This window comes from Flavivirga abyssicola, from assembly GCF_030540775.2.
GTDB lineage: Bacteria > Bacteroidota > Bacteroidia > Flavobacteriales > Flavobacteriaceae > Flavivirga > Flavivirga abyssicola.
Window position 1 is genome coordinate 2,600,063 of sequence record NZ_CP141266.1, and the last position, 17,205, is coordinate 2,617,267.

The window sequence follows — 17,205 nt, forward strand, 5'->3', positions numbered from 1 at the left end:
TTTCGATTGAATTAGTTTGTGGGTTATCTTAATACATACTATAATAACTAGTTTGCTTTCCTAAGCTAGAAAATATATAATAATACCAAATGAGAATTGGTATAAATCATTTACTTCACCATTACCTTCTTATAGTTGTTTTTCTAACTGTTTTAAATGACAAACAGACGTATAAGATGAGCTTATCTTAATGTTTAAAACACTAATCAAGAAGCGTTTTGAAAAACATTTAGAACAGTCTTTTGTTAATCTTTAGTTAAAAACCATTTTTTGAAATCTAAAAAAAATATTGCCGCGTAATTTATAATATAGTAACGGTCAATAGTTTTAGACGTAAAGCTATTGATGTGTTATGAACTTAACCTAACAGGTTAATTCCTGTAAATTGTTTTATTTTAATTTTTAAATTTTATCAAAATGAGAACAAAGTTTTTATTTATGTTATGTAGTTTTATGATGCTGTTTTTTACATTATCAAGTTTTAAAACAGAAGCGCCTTTAAATGAAGTACAATTCATTATTCAAGATTCTAAGGAAGTAGATGCCGTTTATGGTGGTTATGACGGTAGTGCATATAGTTTTACAGCTCAAAGTAATGGTGAAACGTATAAGTTGTTATTTCAGAGTGTTGAAGATGCTGTTTTAAGTGATTTCGATTTGAGTTCTGATACTTTAGTTGGTGTGGTTTTTAAGGTGACTTATACTACTGAAATTGCAGTCACTAAAGATGCAGATGGTAATGACGTAGAAACAGAAGTTAATACGATTACCAAATTGGAAAAGCTGTAAACAGCAACAATAAGTATATACTTTTGGCTACCTTTTAGGTAGCCTTTTTTATTGGTCTTAAATACAGTTAGAACTAGGTGTTTTAGCCCTTTTTGCTTTCAGTTTCTAAGAACTTTTGATACGAATTCACACTAATCACAAAAAGGAACGAATAGTTCAATCCACAGAATAACTTTCAAAAAGGCTTCAATTTTTATGTAAAAAATAATTTTAAAAAAACATTAAATTAAATTTTTTATATTTCATTTGTATAAGCACTTAGCTGAGCATTATGAAATATGTTTATGTATTCGGGCTTTTGAAAATAGGCAAGTCAAACTCAAAAGCAGCTTATAAAAAAAGTAACCGAACTTTAAATTTGACTTCCTTTATTTCAAAATATCTATCCCATATAGATACAGATTTGCATCATCTTAAAGTGCGTTTATTTAGAATTTGTATTGATTAAATTCAGAAATTAATTTGTATATTAACACTACCAAAAACATATTAAAACTTAACCAATTATAAGAAAATGAAACGAATTATTGTAGATTATCAGAAACTTAATAAAGATATTTTAAATCTTTTGGTTGAGAAATTCCCTGATGGATATGATGATGACCACATCATTTCATTTAGAAATGCTCATAACGATCTCATTGAAGCTGTTGAAGTAAAAACAGAGGATACCATTTATCTAGTAAAAGTAGGGACGTATTTAGCAAAAGCTATGGCGGATTTTGGAGATGAAGAAGATACCCCTAATACAAGCCCCCCAGTACCAGATGCAAATTTTGATCAAGAAGAATAATAGGTATCTAGTAAATTATTTGTAAATAAATGGAAACAGCAATTTTTCAACAGTACGAAGACGGTTATTATACGTTTTTGTTTGATGATGGGGTGCAATTAGATTTTGAGGAAATTCACCCTAAAGCACTTTATCATTACGATTTAAAAAATGATAATTCTTATATCGGTAAATCTTTTAAGCTATCCTTCATAGAAGTATTTGATGATAGGGATCAAGCACTTTACAGAATAGAGCGTTTAGAACTAATTTGAGACTGTTCTTTTTTTATAAAAACTTCCCATAAAAAAACTCCGTAAACGATCATGTATTCTAAACCAATAATCCACAAGTTTTCGGATTTATCTGCTTTATTAAGATTTATATAGGCTAAGTAGCTTAATATAATAACAAAGCTCCAAATTAATGGGAATTTATATTTGGTAAATACAGATAGTATTAAAAGTGTGGCTACGTACCATGGGTGCACGGTGGTAGTGGTAAAGTAGTAAAAAGATAATACCAGCAACATAGCAGTTATAAGTTCAATGAATGTTTTATTTTTTCTAAAAAATGTTATAATTAAGACAAACAGAATGACAATAATGGGTGTTACCTTACCTATAATGGCAATTTCGTTATAGCCTCTAAATGAGTACCCAATTTCTCTGGCTACATAATAAATACTAGCATTAAACTCAAAATTTTGGAACCACAAACCAACAGTTTGAGCATAGTTATTTATAAATTCTGAAGAGTAAAAAGGAGCAAAGAGTGCTATAATAGTTATTAAAACTATGGCATAGAACCCGATTAATCTTGTTATTCCTGCGAAGGCAGGAATCCATTTTGATAGATTGCCACGCCGCGCTCTCCTAGTAATGGCACCTTGTTTATTTTGATCACTAAGTGTAGTCGAGGTGAACCATTGAAAAAACAAAGGCAAAAATATTAGTGGAATTAATTTAACCGAAACTGATAAAGCCAAAACGACAGCTGCCCATTGCCATTTACCCGAGTATAATAAATATAAACTCCAAATAAGGAAAAATATCATAACGCCTTCAAAGTGCAAGTTACCTGTGAGTTCAATAATTATAAATGGATTTAGTATATACCAAAATATATTATGAGCAGGAATATTGAGTTTATTAAGTAGTTTTTTACCAAAATAAAGTGTGCCAAAATCCGCAGCAATAATAAGTAAGCGCATCATGATGGCCGATCCCAAAATACTTTTCCCAGCAAACAGACCAGCAATCACAAAGCAAAGTTGATTTATAGGGGGGTAATTAGTATAATGACTGGCGTTTAAAAGCCCCATACCAGCATATAATTCTTGGGCTTGCGCAACTGGAAATTGGCCTTTGCTCATAAAGGATTCAACAGTATGCAAGTATGGGTTAAAGCCTTCTACAATCATACGGCCATCCCATATAAAACGATAAAAGTCTTGTGATAAATTAGGTATGGCTAATATAAAAATGGCCCGAAATGCAAAAGAAATCCATGTTAAAGCCCTTATATTGTGTTTTAGAATCTGCACTAGTTTATAAAACAAAAAAAACAAAGCCACATATAGCGTTATTAGCTTTGTGTAATCTGTTCGGGTTAAATTATAAGCAAAGGATAGGTAAAATAACAAACACGCCACTACAAGTAATAATGGTGTTCTGTTTAGTTTAAAAAAAGCTGAGCTAAAAAGCATGTCCAAATATAATATTATTTGTTGGTCGGCATTGAGATAGATTAGCTTACTTTATAGTATAATAAAATATTTGAAAAGATAAAACGTTTACAAAATAAAAATTAACCTACTTATGAAAACTTCAATTTTTAATTTGGTCATACTGGGTCTTGCCTTAAATTTTATAGTCTCATGTTCATCAGATGATTCTAATAATAAAGTTGATGACCCAGATCCAACGGGAGATATAGGCTCTGTAGAAAGCATTCAAATTTTTCCAATCGCCCATCCTTTAAATATGGATATATCCAATAGTCCTGTTGATGTTAACTCAGGTTTAATAATCAATAATATTGGTACTAACAAAGGACTTTTTCCTGATTTTGGTAGTGGTGAGTGGGAAGGAGCTCCTATTGGAATTCCTTATGTTAGTGTTGATGGTAGCCAGCCAAAAGTACCGATAACTTTTAGGGCTAACGACTATGATGAAAATTATGGAGACGAGAGTGATCAAGGACCGTTTCCTATTCCTTTAAATGCTCCTATTGAAGGCAATGGAGCAGGGGATAGCCATATTATTTCTCTTGATGTAGAGCATGGCATGTTATACGAGTTATATAATGCATCGCGAGCAGGTGATGGATTTGAGGCCTCTTCGGCTGCTGTTTTTGATTTAAACAAAATAGAATTTAGACCAGATGGTTGGACATCAGCAGATGCCGCAGGTTTACCAATATTTCCATTATTAGTAAGATATCCAGAGACAGAAAAAGGCGTTATAGATCACCCTATACGTTTTACTATAACAAGAAGTAAGATATATGAAGGTTACGTACATCCTGCCAGACATCTTGTTTCTGGAAATACAAGTGATGAATTATTGCCTTTTGGAGGTAGGTTGCGACTAAAAGCGGATTATGATATTAGTAGCTTTTCCGAAACAAATCAAATCATTCTTACCGCTATGAAAAAATACGGATTGATGCTTGCTGATGTAGGATCAGATATGTTTATAACAGGAGCACCTCATGAAAAATGGGATAACGATGATCTTAAAAATTTAAAACAAGTCACCTTAGATAATTTTGAGGTTATTGAGTTGGGAACTATTACTTTGAAAAAGTAATTGTAGTTTATTAAAATATGTAATGTGTTGTTTTTTCAGATGTTTTTAATGTTAAATTTATAAGTTTGCAACCATAAATTTAACATTAAAAATGGATGATACAATTAAAAACTAAGCCGAACAAAATATTCAAAAACCATTAAGCTTATCTTACCAAGGTAAAATTGGTGAATGGGTGAATCTGTTTACAAAAACTGAAGCTTTAGAAATAGTTAGAATTATCAATGATAATAAGGAAAGAGTTCATTAAATTGTATTCTCTTTTTTTATTAGAAAGAGTTACTGTAGATACTATGTTACTTACTTTGCACAATTAATACTTTATGGAAAGAAAAATATCTTCTAATTTAACAAAAGCTTTTCAGATTGTAGGAATAATAAAATTTATTAGTTTTTCAATTGTATTTTTAATAGTCTTATTTTTTATACCTGATTTTAAAATTACTTTGATGATTACATTTATTTGGTTAGTTGGAGTGTTAACATTGAGGCAAATTAAAATCACTAAGCTTGAGACTGTTTATTGGAAAGAAAAAACTCTTTATGTCAAGGTTAATGGAATTTCATCAAGGGTAATTCCCTTGAAAGAAATAATAAGCATTAATAAAACTTTTTTATTTGATGAATTTCCTTATGAAGTTAAGTTTATAACGGAATCTAAAAAGGTTGAAAGGTTATACTTCTTGCCTAAAGGCAAAATTTTGCACAATCTATTTGAAGAAAATCGACTTATAGCTGAATTGAGAAAAGAAATAAAAAAATCTAAGGCTAATTAATATTAAATAATGTCAGTTTCTATGTTAAATAAGAATATCTGATTAATTGATTTTTAATATCTAGGAAATTCTTTTAAACCTTAGAAGTCAAAGACTTAATAAACACATAACCAAAGCCTAAAAACAACATCAAGTGAAAAGGGAAAAGCCCAAAATCACCCCCTTGGTCACCAACAATAAAGGCACTATACATACCAAAACCGAAGTAAGCCATAAGTAAGCCTTCGAAAATAACGTGAACAGATACTGTCTTCTTTATATATTTGTTATTTTTCCAACTATCCTTTAAGGTGTTGATGTTGAATTTCGGTGTTCGTATAAATTCACTCTTTTTACCTAAATGCCCTTCTAATACAGCAATGGAATTGTGCAGTGAAAAGCCCATGGCTATTGAGAAAAACACAAAGAACATCCCTATATATCCTATAAAGTTTTTTATACCGCCACCATAGATATTTTTATACATAATCCAGTAACAAACAAAAAATATCAGGGTACTAAGTACAAAGAAACTCATCACATAAAAATAGGGTTTTAAGTGAGCATATTCATTTTTTATGTATAGCATAGGAATACTTAGTACAGCTACTATCAGGATGTTTAAAAACATGGTACTATTAAGTAAATGCAATAATCCATGTACCTTTGTTTTAGCTGATATGTTCTGGTTTTTTAGAACCTTCCACATCATTTTTCTAAAATTTTCAGCACCGCCTTTGTTCCATCTAAATTGTTGTGAGCGTGCAGCACTTATAACCACAGGGAGTTCGGCAGGTGTTTCAACATCTTCAAGATATTTGAATTTCCAGTTCTTTAATTGGGCACGATAGCTCAAATCAAGATCTTCAGTTAGTGTGTCGCCTTCCCAATTACCAGCATCTATAATACATTCTTTACGCCATACCCCAGCAGTACCATTAAAGTTAATAAAATGCCCTTTACTGTTTCTACCAACTTGTTCTAACGTAAAATGTGCATCCAAAGCAAAAGCCTGAATTCTTGTAAGAATAGAATAGTTACGGTTAATATGCCCCCAACGCGTTTGTACGACTCCAATGTTTTCATCCTTAAAATAGGGGACAGTACGCTTAAGCCAATCTTTTTTAGGAAGAAAGTCAGAATCGAAAATGGCAATGAATTCACCTTTGGCAATTTCTAACCCTTCCTTAAGAGCTCCCGCTTTAAAACCACTACGATCTGTTCTGGTGATGTGTCTAATATCTAATCCAGTTGCTTTTAATTTTTCTATTTGTTGACGTGTAGTATTGACAGTTTCATCAGTGGAATCATCTAAAACTTGTATCTCTAATTTATCTTTGGGATAATCTATCTCTGCAATATTATCCAACAGACGTTCCATAACGTACATTTCGTTATAAACGGGCAGTTGTATGGTTACATAAGGAACTTCATCCGGATTTGTGAAATCGAATTTTGAACAATCATCACACTTTTTTTGAGCACTTATATAATTAAAAAGTAAATTTAATTGTGCTAATGCATATAAGAATATAAGCAGAAGTGCTATGGTGTATATTATGATAACAATAGTATGAGAAATCATTTTTTAATACTGTATTTAAAAATCCAACCTAAAATTTTTATGCCTGCAAATATAGCACCTTTTACCGTACCAGAAACTTTTGAAACACCTATTCTGTTTCTATAATTAACTGGAATTTCGACGTATGTAAATTTTTGTTTTAATGCTTTTAGTTGCATTTCTACCGTCCAGCCATAAGTTTTGTCTTCCATATTAAGCGCTAATAGCTTATCATATTTAATGGCTCTAAAAGGACCTAAATCTGTGAATTTTGCCCGAAAAAATAATGTCATTAAAGTAGTCGCTAACCAATTACCAAAAATTTGAGGTCCAGTCATAGATCCTTGTTCTCTAAGTCGCTTTACTCGTGCGCCAATTACAAAATCTATATCATCATTTATAATAGGAGAGACAATTTTGGTTAGCTCTTCGGGGTAATCGCTATAATCACCATCTAAAAATACAATGATATCCGGCTTTTTTTCTTGATTTGCGATATAATCCATCCCTTTTAAACAGGCATAACCATAACCTTTATTCGTTTCTTTTAAAACTGTTGCACCAGCTTTTTTTGCATTAACCTCAGTGTCATCAGTAGAGTTATTACTTACCACGATAACTTCATCGACAGTAGCTGGAATATCGTTAATTACATTGACAATAGATTCTGCTTCGTTATAAGCAGGTATGATAACTTTTATATGAGTCATTGAAGATCAGATAGGTTGTTTTCTTTTCTGAAGGATTTGAAATCCGTCCATTCTTTAATTCTTTTACCAGCTTTATATTTTCTTGCAGCAACCAATTTTTCGTTCTTGTACATCAAACAATATCCATTCTTTTGATTATCTTTTAATTGGCATTTATGATTGATTTTCTCCATATCATCATAAAACAACCACCAATTATTTTTTTTCCCATCAACAAAATGACCTTCAGATTTTTTATTGCCATTTACGGTGTAAAAGTACCAATATTTTATAGGTTTATCTTGTTGAAAGTGACCTTCTTTTTCAACGCGACCATTTTCATAATAAAACGTCCAATATTTAATTTTCTTATTATTGTGCGTCCATCCTTCAGATTTTATCTTACCGCTATCGTAATATGTTCTTTTGTACGATTTTTGAGCGTTGATATTTATACTAATGAACAAAACTAAACTGAATACTACAAATGAATACTGCAAACTGTTACTTATTTCTTATTAACTAAATCCATTAAATCAACATCGTTTCCTAACAATATTTCTGTTGGGTTGATACGCCCTTCCATAGTATCATTTTCTAGTTTTAAAACACCTCTTGGGCATACTGCGCTACAAATACCACAGCCTACACAACTAGAACGTACAATGTTTTCTCCTTTTTGAGCATAAGCGCGAACATCAATTCCCATTTCACAGCTGTTGGAGCAGTTACCACAAGAAATACATTGTCCACCATTGGTTGTAATTCTAAATTTAGAGAATAAACGTTGTTGAAATCCTAAAATAGCAGCCATCGGGCATCCAAAACGACACCAAGATCTGCTTCCTAAAATAGGATAAAACCCTGTGCCAATAACTCCAGAGAAAATAGATCCTATATAGACTCCATAAGCAGAACGCAAAGCACTTCCTTTTATAAAGAATACGTTGTCTGTTGTGCCGGTAAAGTACATAATGACTAATAAAGCAATCACGACAAAATAACCGATAGCTCCATATTTAGCATCTTTACCAAGTTCTTTACGTTTAAAATACATAACGCCAGCAAAAACTAAAGTTAAGAATCCAATGACTAAACTTATGAATAGACCTTTAGTTAACCAAAAAGCATTATGATCATAGCCTAAATAGGTATATACCATGGCAACCGTCATAACTACAGAGAAAACAAGGACTGTATGGATTAACCAGCGTTCTAATTTCCAGGCAGACATTTTTTTAGAAGATAATTGTCTAAAGGAGTCTCCGGCAGTTTCGGCTAGTCCACCACAACCGCAAACCCATGAGCAATACCAACGTTTTCCGTATTTATAGGTTAAAATAGGTGTTATGACGAAAATGGAAATAATACCAAACAAAATTAATGCTAAACCAATATTTCCGTTAGAAAGAAATCCTTTTACAGACCATTCATCAAAAATATAATAGTTAAGAGGCCATACACTTTTTAGGTCATAATAAGGTAGATCTGAGTTCATGACATACATAAATTCCGGAATCAAAAAAGCAAAACCTAATTGGAAAAACATAACGGATGCCGTTCGCAATTGTTGATACCTGTTATGTCTGTATTTAAGCATAAATTTATACCCAAAAGCCAGAATAGCTACCGTGTATAATGTGCCGTAAACAAACCATTGACTGGCATTTCTACCACTTAACAAGTTACTTAAAGGATCAAAAAGTGAAATTAAGCCCGTATTTGAAGCGCCATCTTTACCCAATCCTAAATACTGTGGATAAAAATATAATACAATGTAAAATGCTGTTAGAATAACGCCCAGAATCCAACCCCAAACACCTCGGGATGATATGGACTTAAACCAAACACCATCATTTTTAATACCTTCTAATTTGGTTAAATAAGCGTCTCTTGAATATATTATAATCCCAGCAGATATTAAGCCTAATGATAAGGTTAGGAATAATCCCTTGTTAGGAAAGTTAGTATTAAACAATGCGAGTGCTAATATAAATAACCCTAAAATACCAACCGCTAAAGCTATTTTTTGTTTGTTTGAAATGTCTACAGCATCTGGTTTAGCTAAAGACATACTATGATTTATTTTATTGCTCATGATATATTTTTATACAATTTGTAATTTGTTTTTAAATGCAGAATAAATATCAGCTTCATAAGTTTTATAAAACTCAGGATCAAAATTGGCTTCTGCTAAATGTTCCATAACATAATCAACATCTCTTTTTTCTGTAAGCCATGTATCAAAAATGTCGTGTCGCATTCTAATACCAAAGGTATTTATGCCTAAAAATTCATTAGTATTTTTATTATAACATACCGTAATACATTTAGTATCATCTTCATGTTTCCAGTGAAAATGTGCTTCGTTTTCTCTAGGCTTGGCAAAAACCCATCCGTAAGTTTGATATTCGATATCTAAAAATTTGGCAGAGTTAAACCAATGACCTGGTTTGTATTGAATACGATTTCCGCAGATGGTTTGTGCTACCGTTTCCCCCATCATACGACCTGTGTACCACACAGCTTCAATAGGACGACGGCCATTAATGCCTTCATGTTGTTCGGCACAGTCACCTATAGCATATACATCTGGAACGTTGGTTTCTAGAAAACGATTTACTTTAACGCCTCGACCGGTTTCGATGTTAGATTCTTTTATAAAATCGATATTAGGAGACACCCCAGCAGTAAGTCCAACAACATCACAAGCAATTTCTTCACCGGTTTCTTGTATGATGATGGATTTTACCTTACCATTTTCATCAGAAATAATCTCTTTTAAATTATTGCCTAATCTTAAATCTATATGATGATTTTTTATATGTCTGTTAACCATAGCTGATTCTCCTTCTGGTAAAACACCATTCCAGAAACTATCTTCTCTTACTAAAAAGGTAACAGGAATATTGCGACTGTTTAGCATCTCGGCAAGTTCGATACCTATTAGGCCACCCCCAACTATTACAGCTCGTTTACATACTTTATTATTGGGGGCATATTTCTCTAAATTCTCTAAATCTTGTTTGTGATACATGCCCATAACACCATCTAAATCCTGACCAGGCCATCCAAATTTGTTTGGTTTACTTCCTGTGGCAATTATGAGTTTGTCATATTGTAAAGAATCACCATCGGCAAAGTGTAAGGTCTTATTTTGGGTTTCTACATTTTTAACATAACCTTTTTTAAGGTTAATTCTATTTTTTTCCCAAAACCAGTTTTCATAAGGTTGCGTATGCTCAAATTTCATATGTCCCATGTATATGTACATAAGCGCAGTACGTGAAAAGAAATAATCTGTTTCTGCGGATACAATGGTAATTTGCTTATCTGATAATTTACGAATATGTCTCGCAGCAGTTACGCCCGAAATTCCGTTTCCAATAATAACAATGTGTTCCATATGTTAGTCGTTATTTGTTTTGTATTGTGAAATGTAATTTGCCAAAAAACACAATTGGTTATCTGTGTTTATTTGGGAGATAGCATTTTATGAATTCTAATTGTGCTGGGGTTTATGTCGAAACTAAAGATAAGAACTTAATGCGAACGGGCATATTTAGAATAAATATAAATTATTTTTTAATTGTAAGTTTTAAAATGAAATTCAGACGCGAAAAATTTTACATTTTTTTTGAAAGTTTGTTAAAATGGTTCAGACTGAAGCAACGTTAAAAATCAATAAACATATAAAAATGAAGAATATAACAATTATAGTATTAATATTTTTTGGAAGCTTATCGCTTTCGGCACAAGATTTAAATACCTTTTTTGAAAAAGCAGATAGCTTCTTTAAGGCGCATGTTGCAGACGGCAAAGTAGCATATTCAAAAATTAACTCTAATAAAGAATCTCTTGATGAGGTTTTGAAATTAGCAGAAACCATTTCAGTGTCAAAAAGCGATGCTAACAACTATCAGGCATTTTGGATTAACGCTTATAACCTATCAGTAATAAAGGGGATTATAAACAACTATCCAACAAAATCACCTTTAAATCATGCCGGTTTTTTTGATAAAATAACCTATCCTTTAGGCGGCAAGAAAATTACTTTAAACGATATTGAACACAAATTATTAAGAGCACAATTTAATGACGCCCGTTTTCATTTTGTATTAGTATGCGGAGCATTAGGATGTCCACCTTTAATTAATAAAGCATATTTGCCTAGTACGTTAGATTCACAAATGGATGTACAGACCAAAAAGGCCTTAAATGGTAGTTTTTTAAAGGTAAATACTAAAAAGAAACGCGTTCAGGCATCTCAAATCATGGAGTGGTATAAAAAAGATTTTACTATGAAGGGTAAAACAGAAATAGACTTCATTAATACATATAGAACAGAAAAAATACCTAATAACTTTAAACTAAGCTACTTTCCATATAATTGGAATGTAAATAAACAATAAGAACAAATAATAAAATAACAAATCAAAAATAGAATACAATGAAAAAAATAATATTAGCATTACTAGCAATAACAACTATATCGGTTTCAGGTTTTTCACAGGAAACAAATGAAGATCAAGAAAAGAGTAATATTCAAACATATACACCTTCAAAATTATTAAAGAAAGGACAATGGGATATTAAATTTTTTAATAGCCTTTATACGCAAACTGAACAAACAGATTCAGGAAGTAAATCTCAAAAAATAGCACGACAAAACTTTTTTACTAATACCACAGAAATATATACAGGTATAAGCGATAATGCAAGAATAAATGTAGGTTTAGTTTTTCAAATAAGATCTAATAATTATGGAGGACAGGGTGCTTTTAGTGTTTTCGATTTTGATAATAATAAAGTTGATTCTAGAAGTGGCTTTACAACAATAGCACCATCAATAAGAGTACAGCCTTTTGCTAATGTTCCTAATTTTTCATTTACAAGTTCTGTATACTTTGCAATATTTGGAGATGAGCCTAATGCGGCATATTTAGATAAAAAAAGTACATTTTGGGAAACAAAATTCTTTTTCGATAAAACTTTTGGAGGCGGAGATTGGCAAATTTTTACCGAAGCAGATTTCGGGTTTAACTTTGGAGAAAAATCTTCTGAAGCTGATCCAGCTACAGAAAATGTAGGGGAACGTTTTGCTAATAACAGCTTGTTTTTACCATTAAGTGCTTTTTTAAGTTATTTCCCTTCAAGTAAATCAACAATATTTGTAAATGCTCAGCAGGCTTTTTTAATTGATTTAGGTAACGATTTCTCTCAACGTTATACCCAATTAGGTTTTGGAGGGAAATATCAAATAACGCAAGCTTTAAATTTAGAGGCTTCGTTTGGGAAAATAGTAACTGGAAATAATTTTCAGGGATTAGGACAGACATTTAGTTTAGGTTTAAGAGCACTGCTTTAATCATTAATAAATAGTAAATTAGGAGTTTTGAAAGTTATTTTATTACACATGAAAAAATTCAAACTCCTAATTACACTTTCGGTTTTACTGCTTCAATCCTGTACTTCACAATCTAAAAAAATTAACGGTATTAGTTTTGTGGCCTCAAGAGAAGCTGTCAATCAAAGTCATATTAAACCTGTTGTTAATTTAAATGCAAATTATGCAGCCGTAATGCCTTTTGGGTTTATTAAAAATCTGAACCATCCGGACATCGTATTCAATACAAACAGACAATGGTTTGGAGAAACTAAAGAAGGCGCAAAACAGTATATCGAAGAACTTTATAAGTCGAATATAAAAGTGATGCTAAAACCTCAAATTTGGGTTTGGCACGGAGAATTTACGGGTTATATAGAAATGAAGAATAAAACAGATTGGAGCGTACTGGAAACATCATATTCAAAATTTATTTTGGAATATGCTCAATTGGCTCAGGAGATGAAAGTTGATATATTTTGTATTGGTACTGAACTTGAGAAATTTATTGAAAACAGACCTAATTATTGGAAAAACTTAATAGTAAAAATAAAGCAGATATATAAGGGTAAACTGACCTATGCAGCCAATTGGAATGAGTTTAATCGCACGCCTTTTTGGAGTGATTTAGATTATATTGGCGTTGATGCCTATTTTCCAGTGAGTCATAGTAAAACACCAACGTTTAATGAGTGTTTAAAAGGCTGGAAAACCCATGTGAAAACGATATCGAAAATTTCTAATAAAAACAAAAAACCAATTTTATTTACGGAATTTGGATATAGGAGTGTCGATTATTCTGGAAAAGAACCTTGGAAAAGTGATAGAAGTATGTATCAAGTAAATCTTGAAGCGCAAACCAATACTACGCAAGCACTTTTTGAAACATTTTGGAAAGAAGATTGGTTTGCAGGTGGATTCATTTGGAAATGGTTTCATAATCATAGTAAATCTGGAGGAGATAATAACTCACAATTTACGCCTCAAAATAAGCCTGTTGAAGCTTTAATACGAAAACAATATCATTTAAAATGAATACTATAAAATACATCATTATATGTTGCTTGATTTTAGTTTCTTGCTCAAATGATGATGACGAAATATCAACATTATCAGCTTATATTGAAGGAACAACAATCGAAACAGGAGCCGTTATAGCCTGTGCGGCTAGTGATAAAGATAGTAATGATGTTTTAACATTTTATTATCCAGAACCTGGAGCAACCAATGTTCGGTTTTACCAAACAAATGATGCGAATGTTGATCATAGCAATTTTTCAAATTATTCCAGAGTATTGTTAAATAGCGATCCTTTTTTTAATGGCTATTTAGGTAAGTTTACACAAACAGCAGCTTCCACTGAAAGATGGATTGTTGTTACGTTTGAATTGGAAGGAGAAATAAAAATATCTAACCCTATTAGAACCAAACAAATTTCGAAACCTACGGTTTGGAGCGAAGATGTTGATATTAACCAGGATGAATCAGGAATGCCGAAGTTTACATGGGTTGATAATCCTGTGGGAGACAATGCTATTTATTTTCAAGTCATTTCTACTGCTCAAAACGAGTTGTTGTCCGGTACATATACTTATGAAAACTATTTTCAATATTATAAAACGGACAACGTGGTTTTAAATATAACTACAGAAACCCCGCCAGTTCTAACGTTAAATAATACTTATAACTTCACTTTAATGGATGTAAGTGAAGATAATTGGGTGAATTTAGTAATTAGCAAAAATTTTATCGCACAGTGAAAAGAGTAATCACATTAGTCTTAATATTCTTTTTTGCATTTTCATACGCACAGGAAAATAGTATTTACAAAGTTGATATAGAAGGAAACAAAAGAACCAGAACAGCATTCTTAAAAAGATTAGCTTTTGTAAAAGAAGGTGCTGTTTTAGATTCGGCCAAGATAGCTTCAGATGTAAGACGTTTAAAATTATTGCCATCTGTTGCAAATGCTGAATATAAATTAGAGTCTTTAGATAAAGGCAAATATCATTTAACCTATATTATAGAAGAGAATTTTGCTATCATTCCTGGGTTAAATATATCAACAGATAATAATGGGGAGTTTGCTTATAGAACTTCAATATTCGATTTTAATTTCTTAGGTAGAAATCAAATAATAGGCGGGTTTTACAGCAGAGATGTATTTAATTCGTATGGTGCTTTTTGGGAGGCCCCAAACTTATTCACTCGGAAACTAGGAATAGGTTTGAATTATCAAAACCTAGTATCCCAGGAACCTGTTTTTTTTAATAATGGTAGTGATGTAAATTATAAATTTAATTACAAGGCATTTGAAATTAAGCTTCAGTATGAACCAAATTTTCATAACCGATTAGAGTTGGGTTTGAATATTGATTCAGAAGCTTATAGTTTTTTAGAGGGAAATTTGCCAGCTGAAATCCCTACTTCTTTAAAAGCTAATAAAGTATCTGTTATTGGTGAATATGAGTATAATAATATCAACATATTTTACCAGTATCAAAACGGCTTTAGGAGTATTCTAACGTATAGGTTTGTTACAGGAAATAAAGGAGAAGATAACCTTTTAAGGAATTTTTTTATTGGTCGTAATGATTTTGAGTATTTTAAAAGAGTAGGCAAAAGAGGCAATTGGGCAAATAGATTGCGACTGGCCTATGCATCTAATGACGAAACCCCTTTTGCTCCTTTTGCAGTAGATAATCAATTAAATATCAGGGGAACAGGTAATACCATAGATAGAGGTACTGCAGCAATAGTTCTCAATACCGAATACCGGCAGACGCTATATGAAAAAGGTTGGTTTGTATTACAGGGAAATGCTTTTGTTGATACGGGGTCTTGGAGGACTCCCGGAGGTGATTTAGGAGAGTTGTTTGATGGTAGTACGATTAAATTTTATCCAGGGTTGGGAATCAGGTTTATACATAAAAGAATTTTTAATGCCGTTTTCAGATTAGATTATGGCTATGGACTAGGAGATGATGCTACCAATGGAATTGTTTTTGGAATTGGACAATACTTTTAAGATTTAAAAGTTTTATTTTTATTACATAATTTTGCATCTATAAATGTTTAAAAGAACTATTGTATTTTTATTACTTATTTTAGGTTTGTATTCTTATGGACAAGAGAAAATAGTTCATGACCTTAAAATTCAAGGTAATAAAAAATTAAAGACCTCATTTATAAAAAACATATCGACCACCAAACCTGGAAGTAAATTAGATACCTTAATCATAGAACAAGATATTTTACGCCTAAAGCGTTTACCTTCGGTTTCTCATGCTTATTATCAAGTATTTCCATCTGAAGACAATCAATACAATGTGTTTTATAATATTGAAGAAAATTTCACTCTCATTCCTTCTTTAAGTATTTACACCACTAATAATGATGAATTTGCATATCGAGCAGGGCTCTACGAGTTTAATGCACTAGGTAGGAACATAACTGTTGGAGGCTTTTATCAACATGATATTTATAGCTCCTATGCTGTAAACTTTAGGGCACCTTATTTGTTTTCTAATAAGTTTGGGTTAGCAATAAATCACCAAAATTTAACGACTCAGGAACCTGTTTTTTTTGAAGGAGAAACGGCCGATTATAAATATAATAATAAATCTTTTGAAATTCTAGGGTTGTATGAAATCAACTTTAAAAACAGATTCGAACTCGGTTTGAATTATTTTACAGAGGACTATAGGTTTAAAGGAGATAATATTAATAATAGACCAGAATTAAATGTCCATAAATGGCTGGTGAAAGGTATTTATGAATATAATAATTTAGACTATTTTTATCAGTACATTTCTGGGTTTAGAAGTCAGTTTAACTTTCAGTATGTGACATCTACTAATGCTATGCTGCCAGACTTTTTTATTGGTTGGAATGATTTCTTTTACTTTAAACGTATTGGAGAACGAGGCAATTGGGCAAATAGATTAAGAATGGGCTTATCAACTAATGATAATACACCATTTGCTCCTTTTTCTGTAGATAATAATTTAAATGTTAGAGGTGTTGGTAATACTATAGACAGAGGTACAGGGGTTATTGTACTTAATACCGAATACCGCCATACTTTATATGAAAAAGACTGGTTTGTTTTGCAAGGAAATGCTTTTGTAGATTCAGGTACCTGGAGAAATCCGGGAGGTGATTTTGGTGATTTTAGTAAAGAGGATAACGTTAAAATATATCCTGGTTTAGGTCTCCGTTTTATTCATAAAAAAATATATAATGCCATTTTTAGAATTGATTACGGTTATGGCATTACTAAAAATTCGACCAACGGTTTTGTGTTTGGTATTGGACAATATTTTTGATTTTTATTCCTGCGAAGGCAGGAATCCACTTTGATATTAGAAATATTAATATTGCTACTTTGTTTTTATAAAAACAGATGTCAACCAAATCGCCTTTATACAGCAAAAC

The 17,205-nt window shown here is 31.7% G+C and carries 17 protein-coding genes; 11 read left to right on the plus strand and 6 right to left on the minus strand.

Annotated elements, in window-relative coordinates:
* Positions 1-417: 417 nt before the first annotated feature.
* The 3 genes from Q4Q34_RS10880 to Q4Q34_RS10890 all read left to right on the plus strand — a co-directional run bounded on the left by Q4Q34_RS10880 (position 418) and on the right by Q4Q34_RS10890 (position 1,836).
* Entirely contained in the window at positions 418-789 is a 372-nt protein-coding gene (locus tag Q4Q34_RS10880) for a hypothetical protein (protein ID WP_303318255.1), read from the plus strand.
* Positions 790-1,303: 514 nt separating this feature from the next.
* The gene (locus Q4Q34_RS10885; protein WP_303318254.1) at positions 1,304-1,582 is read left to right on the plus strand and encodes a hypothetical protein; all 279 of its coding nucleotides are present in this window, start codon (positions 1,304-1,306) and stop codon (positions 1,580-1,582) included.
* A 29-nt stretch (positions 1,583-1,611) separates the two neighbouring features.
* Positions 1,612-1,836: a hypothetical protein gene (locus tag Q4Q34_RS10890; RefSeq protein WP_303318253.1), complete on the plus strand. Its 225-nt coding sequence runs from the start codon at positions 1,612-1,614 to the stop codon at positions 1,834-1,836.
* On the opposite strand, the gene Q4Q34_RS10895 is transcribed toward Q4Q34_RS10890, so the two are convergent.
* On the minus strand, positions 1,806-3,269 hold the full coding sequence (locus Q4Q34_RS10895; RefSeq protein WP_303318252.1) for a mannosyltransferase: 1,464 nt from the start codon (positions 3,267-3,269) through the stop codon (positions 1,806-1,808). The genes Q4Q34_RS10890 and Q4Q34_RS10895 overlap by 31 nt on opposite strands.
* Positions 3,270-3,381: 112 nt before the next feature.
* Here Q4Q34_RS10895 and Q4Q34_RS10900 point away from each other — a divergent pair, with 112 nt between their 5' ends.
* Both Q4Q34_RS10900 and Q4Q34_RS10905 read left to right on the plus strand, forming a co-directional pair.
* A complete protein-coding gene (locus Q4Q34_RS10900) occupies positions 3,382-4,374 on the plus strand; it encodes a hypothetical protein (protein ID WP_303318251.1) in 993 nt (330 codons plus the stop codon).
* Between the two features lie 323 nt (positions 4,375-4,697).
* Positions 4,698-5,150, plus strand: a complete 453-nt coding sequence (locus Q4Q34_RS10905) for a hypothetical protein (protein WP_303318250.1) — start codon at positions 4,698-4,700, stop codon at positions 5,148-5,150.
* Between the two features lie 73 nt (positions 5,151-5,223).
* On the opposite strand, the gene Q4Q34_RS10910 is transcribed toward Q4Q34_RS10905, so the two are convergent.
* The 5 genes from Q4Q34_RS10910 to Q4Q34_RS10930 are packed head-to-tail and all read right to left on the minus strand — an operon-like array spanning position 5,224 to position 10,788.
* The gene (locus Q4Q34_RS10910; protein ID WP_303318249.1) at positions 5,224-6,714 is read right to left on the minus strand and encodes a cellulose synthase family protein; all 1,491 of its coding nucleotides are present in this window, start codon (positions 6,712-6,714) and stop codon (positions 5,224-5,226) included.
* On the minus strand, positions 6,711-7,403 hold the full coding sequence (locus Q4Q34_RS10915) for a glycosyltransferase family 2 protein (RefSeq protein WP_303318248.1): 693 nt from the start codon (positions 7,401-7,403) through the stop codon (positions 6,711-6,713). Before Q4Q34_RS10915 ends, Q4Q34_RS10910 begins: the two co-directional genes overlap by 4 nt.
* Positions 7,400-7,882 (minus strand): toxin-antitoxin system YwqK family antitoxin, encoded by a 483-nt coding sequence (locus tag Q4Q34_RS10920; RefSeq protein WP_330444536.1) that lies wholly within the window; start codon positions 7,880-7,882, stop codon positions 7,400-7,402. The genes Q4Q34_RS10915 and Q4Q34_RS10920 overlap by 4 nt, the downstream gene beginning before the upstream one ends.
* Positions 7,883-7,890: 8 nt before the next feature.
* On the minus strand, positions 7,891-9,480 hold the full coding sequence (locus tag Q4Q34_RS10925; RefSeq protein WP_303318246.1) for a 4Fe-4S binding protein: 1,590 nt from the start codon (positions 9,478-9,480) through the stop codon (positions 7,891-7,893).
* 9 nt (positions 9,481-9,489) lie between these two features.
* A complete protein-coding gene (locus Q4Q34_RS10930; protein ID WP_303318245.1) occupies positions 9,490-10,788 on the minus strand; it encodes an NAD(P)/FAD-dependent oxidoreductase in 1,299 nt (432 codons plus the stop codon).
* Positions 10,789-11,080: 292 nt separating this feature from the next.
* On the opposite strand from Q4Q34_RS10930, the gene Q4Q34_RS10935 reads away from it, so the two are divergent.
* Genes Q4Q34_RS10935 through Q4Q34_RS10960 form a run of 6 tightly spaced genes read left to right on the plus strand, consistent with a single transcriptional unit; the run spans position 11,081 to position 17,096 of the window.
* Positions 11,081-11,794 (plus strand): DUF547 domain-containing protein, encoded by a 714-nt coding sequence (locus Q4Q34_RS10935; RefSeq protein ID WP_303318244.1) that lies wholly within the window; start codon positions 11,081-11,083, stop codon positions 11,792-11,794.
* Positions 11,795-11,832: 38 nt separating this feature from the next.
* The gene (locus Q4Q34_RS10940; RefSeq protein ID WP_303318243.1) at positions 11,833-12,750 is read left to right on the plus strand and encodes a hypothetical protein; all 918 of its coding nucleotides are present in this window, start codon (positions 11,833-11,835) and stop codon (positions 12,748-12,750) included.
* A 48-nt stretch (positions 12,751-12,798) separates the two neighbouring features.
* Positions 12,799-13,803: a glycoside hydrolase family 113 gene (locus tag Q4Q34_RS10945; protein WP_303318242.1), complete on the plus strand. Its 1,005-nt coding sequence runs from the start codon at positions 12,799-12,801 to the stop codon at positions 13,801-13,803.
* Positions 13,800-14,528, plus strand: coding sequence for a hypothetical protein (locus Q4Q34_RS10950; protein WP_303318241.1), 729 nt, complete (start codon positions 13,800-13,802; stop codon positions 14,526-14,528). Before Q4Q34_RS10945 ends, Q4Q34_RS10950 begins: the two co-directional genes overlap by 4 nt.
* Positions 14,525-15,796, plus strand: a complete 1,272-nt coding sequence (locus Q4Q34_RS10955; protein ID WP_303318240.1) for a POTRA domain-containing protein — start codon at positions 14,525-14,527, stop codon at positions 15,794-15,796. Before Q4Q34_RS10950 ends, Q4Q34_RS10955 begins: the two co-directional genes overlap by 4 nt.
* Positions 15,797-15,839: 43 nt before the next feature.
* Positions 15,840-17,096, plus strand: a complete 1,257-nt coding sequence (locus Q4Q34_RS10960; RefSeq protein ID WP_303318239.1) for a POTRA domain-containing protein — start codon at positions 15,840-15,842, stop codon at positions 17,094-17,096.
* The last annotated feature ends 109 nt before the right edge of the window (positions 17,097-17,205 follow it).

Excerpts from the sequence above, each read along its gene's own strand:
- Q4Q34_RS10890 (WP_303318253.1), top strand. The coding sequence starts at position 1,612 with ATGGAAACAGCAATTTTTCAACAGTACGAAGACGGTTATTATACGTTT.
- Q4Q34_RS10895 (WP_303318252.1), bottom strand. The coding sequence starts at position 3,269 with ATGCTTTTTAGCTCAGCTTTTTTTAAACTAAACAGAACACCATTATTA.
- Q4Q34_RS10925 (WP_303318246.1), bottom strand. The coding sequence starts at position 9,480 with ATGAGCAATAAAATAAATCATAGTATGTCTTTAGCTAAACCAGATGCT.
- Q4Q34_RS10900 (WP_303318251.1), top strand. The coding sequence starts at position 3,382 with ATGAAAACTTCAATTTTTAATTTGGTCATACTGGGTCTTGCCTTAAAT.
- Q4Q34_RS10885 (WP_303318254.1), top strand. The coding sequence starts at position 1,304 with ATGAAACGAATTATTGTAGATTATCAGAAACTTAATAAAGATATTTTA.
- Q4Q34_RS10905 (WP_303318250.1), top strand. The coding sequence starts at position 4,698 with ATGGAAAGAAAAATATCTTCTAATTTAACAAAAGCTTTTCAGATTGTA.
- Q4Q34_RS10935 (WP_303318244.1), top strand. The coding sequence starts at position 11,081 with ATGAAGAATATAACAATTATAGTATTAATATTTTTTGGAAGCTTATCG.
- Q4Q34_RS10910 (WP_303318249.1), bottom strand. The coding sequence starts at position 6,714 with ATGATTTCTCATACTATTGTTATCATAATATACACCATAGCACTTCTG.
- Q4Q34_RS10950 (WP_303318241.1), top strand. The coding sequence starts at position 13,800 with ATGAATACTATAAAATACATCATTATATGTTGCTTGATTTTAGTTTCT.
- Q4Q34_RS10930 (WP_303318245.1), bottom strand. The coding sequence starts at position 10,788 with ATGGAACACATTGTTATTATTGGAAACGGAATTTCGGGCGTAACTGCT.
- Q4Q34_RS10940 (WP_303318243.1), top strand. The coding sequence starts at position 11,833 with ATGAAAAAAATAATATTAGCATTACTAGCAATAACAACTATATCGGTT.
- Q4Q34_RS10945 (WP_303318242.1), top strand. The coding sequence starts at position 12,799 with ATGAAAAAATTCAAACTCCTAATTACACTTTCGGTTTTACTGCTTCAA.
- Q4Q34_RS10960 (WP_303318239.1), top strand. The coding sequence starts at position 15,840 with ATGTTTAAAAGAACTATTGTATTTTTATTACTTATTTTAGGTTTGTAT.
- Q4Q34_RS10880 (WP_303318255.1), top strand. The coding sequence starts at position 418 with ATGAGAACAAAGTTTTTATTTATGTTATGTAGTTTTATGATGCTGTTT.
- Q4Q34_RS10915 (WP_303318248.1), bottom strand. The coding sequence starts at position 7,403 with ATGACTCATATAAAAGTTATCATACCTGCTTATAACGAAGCAGAATCT.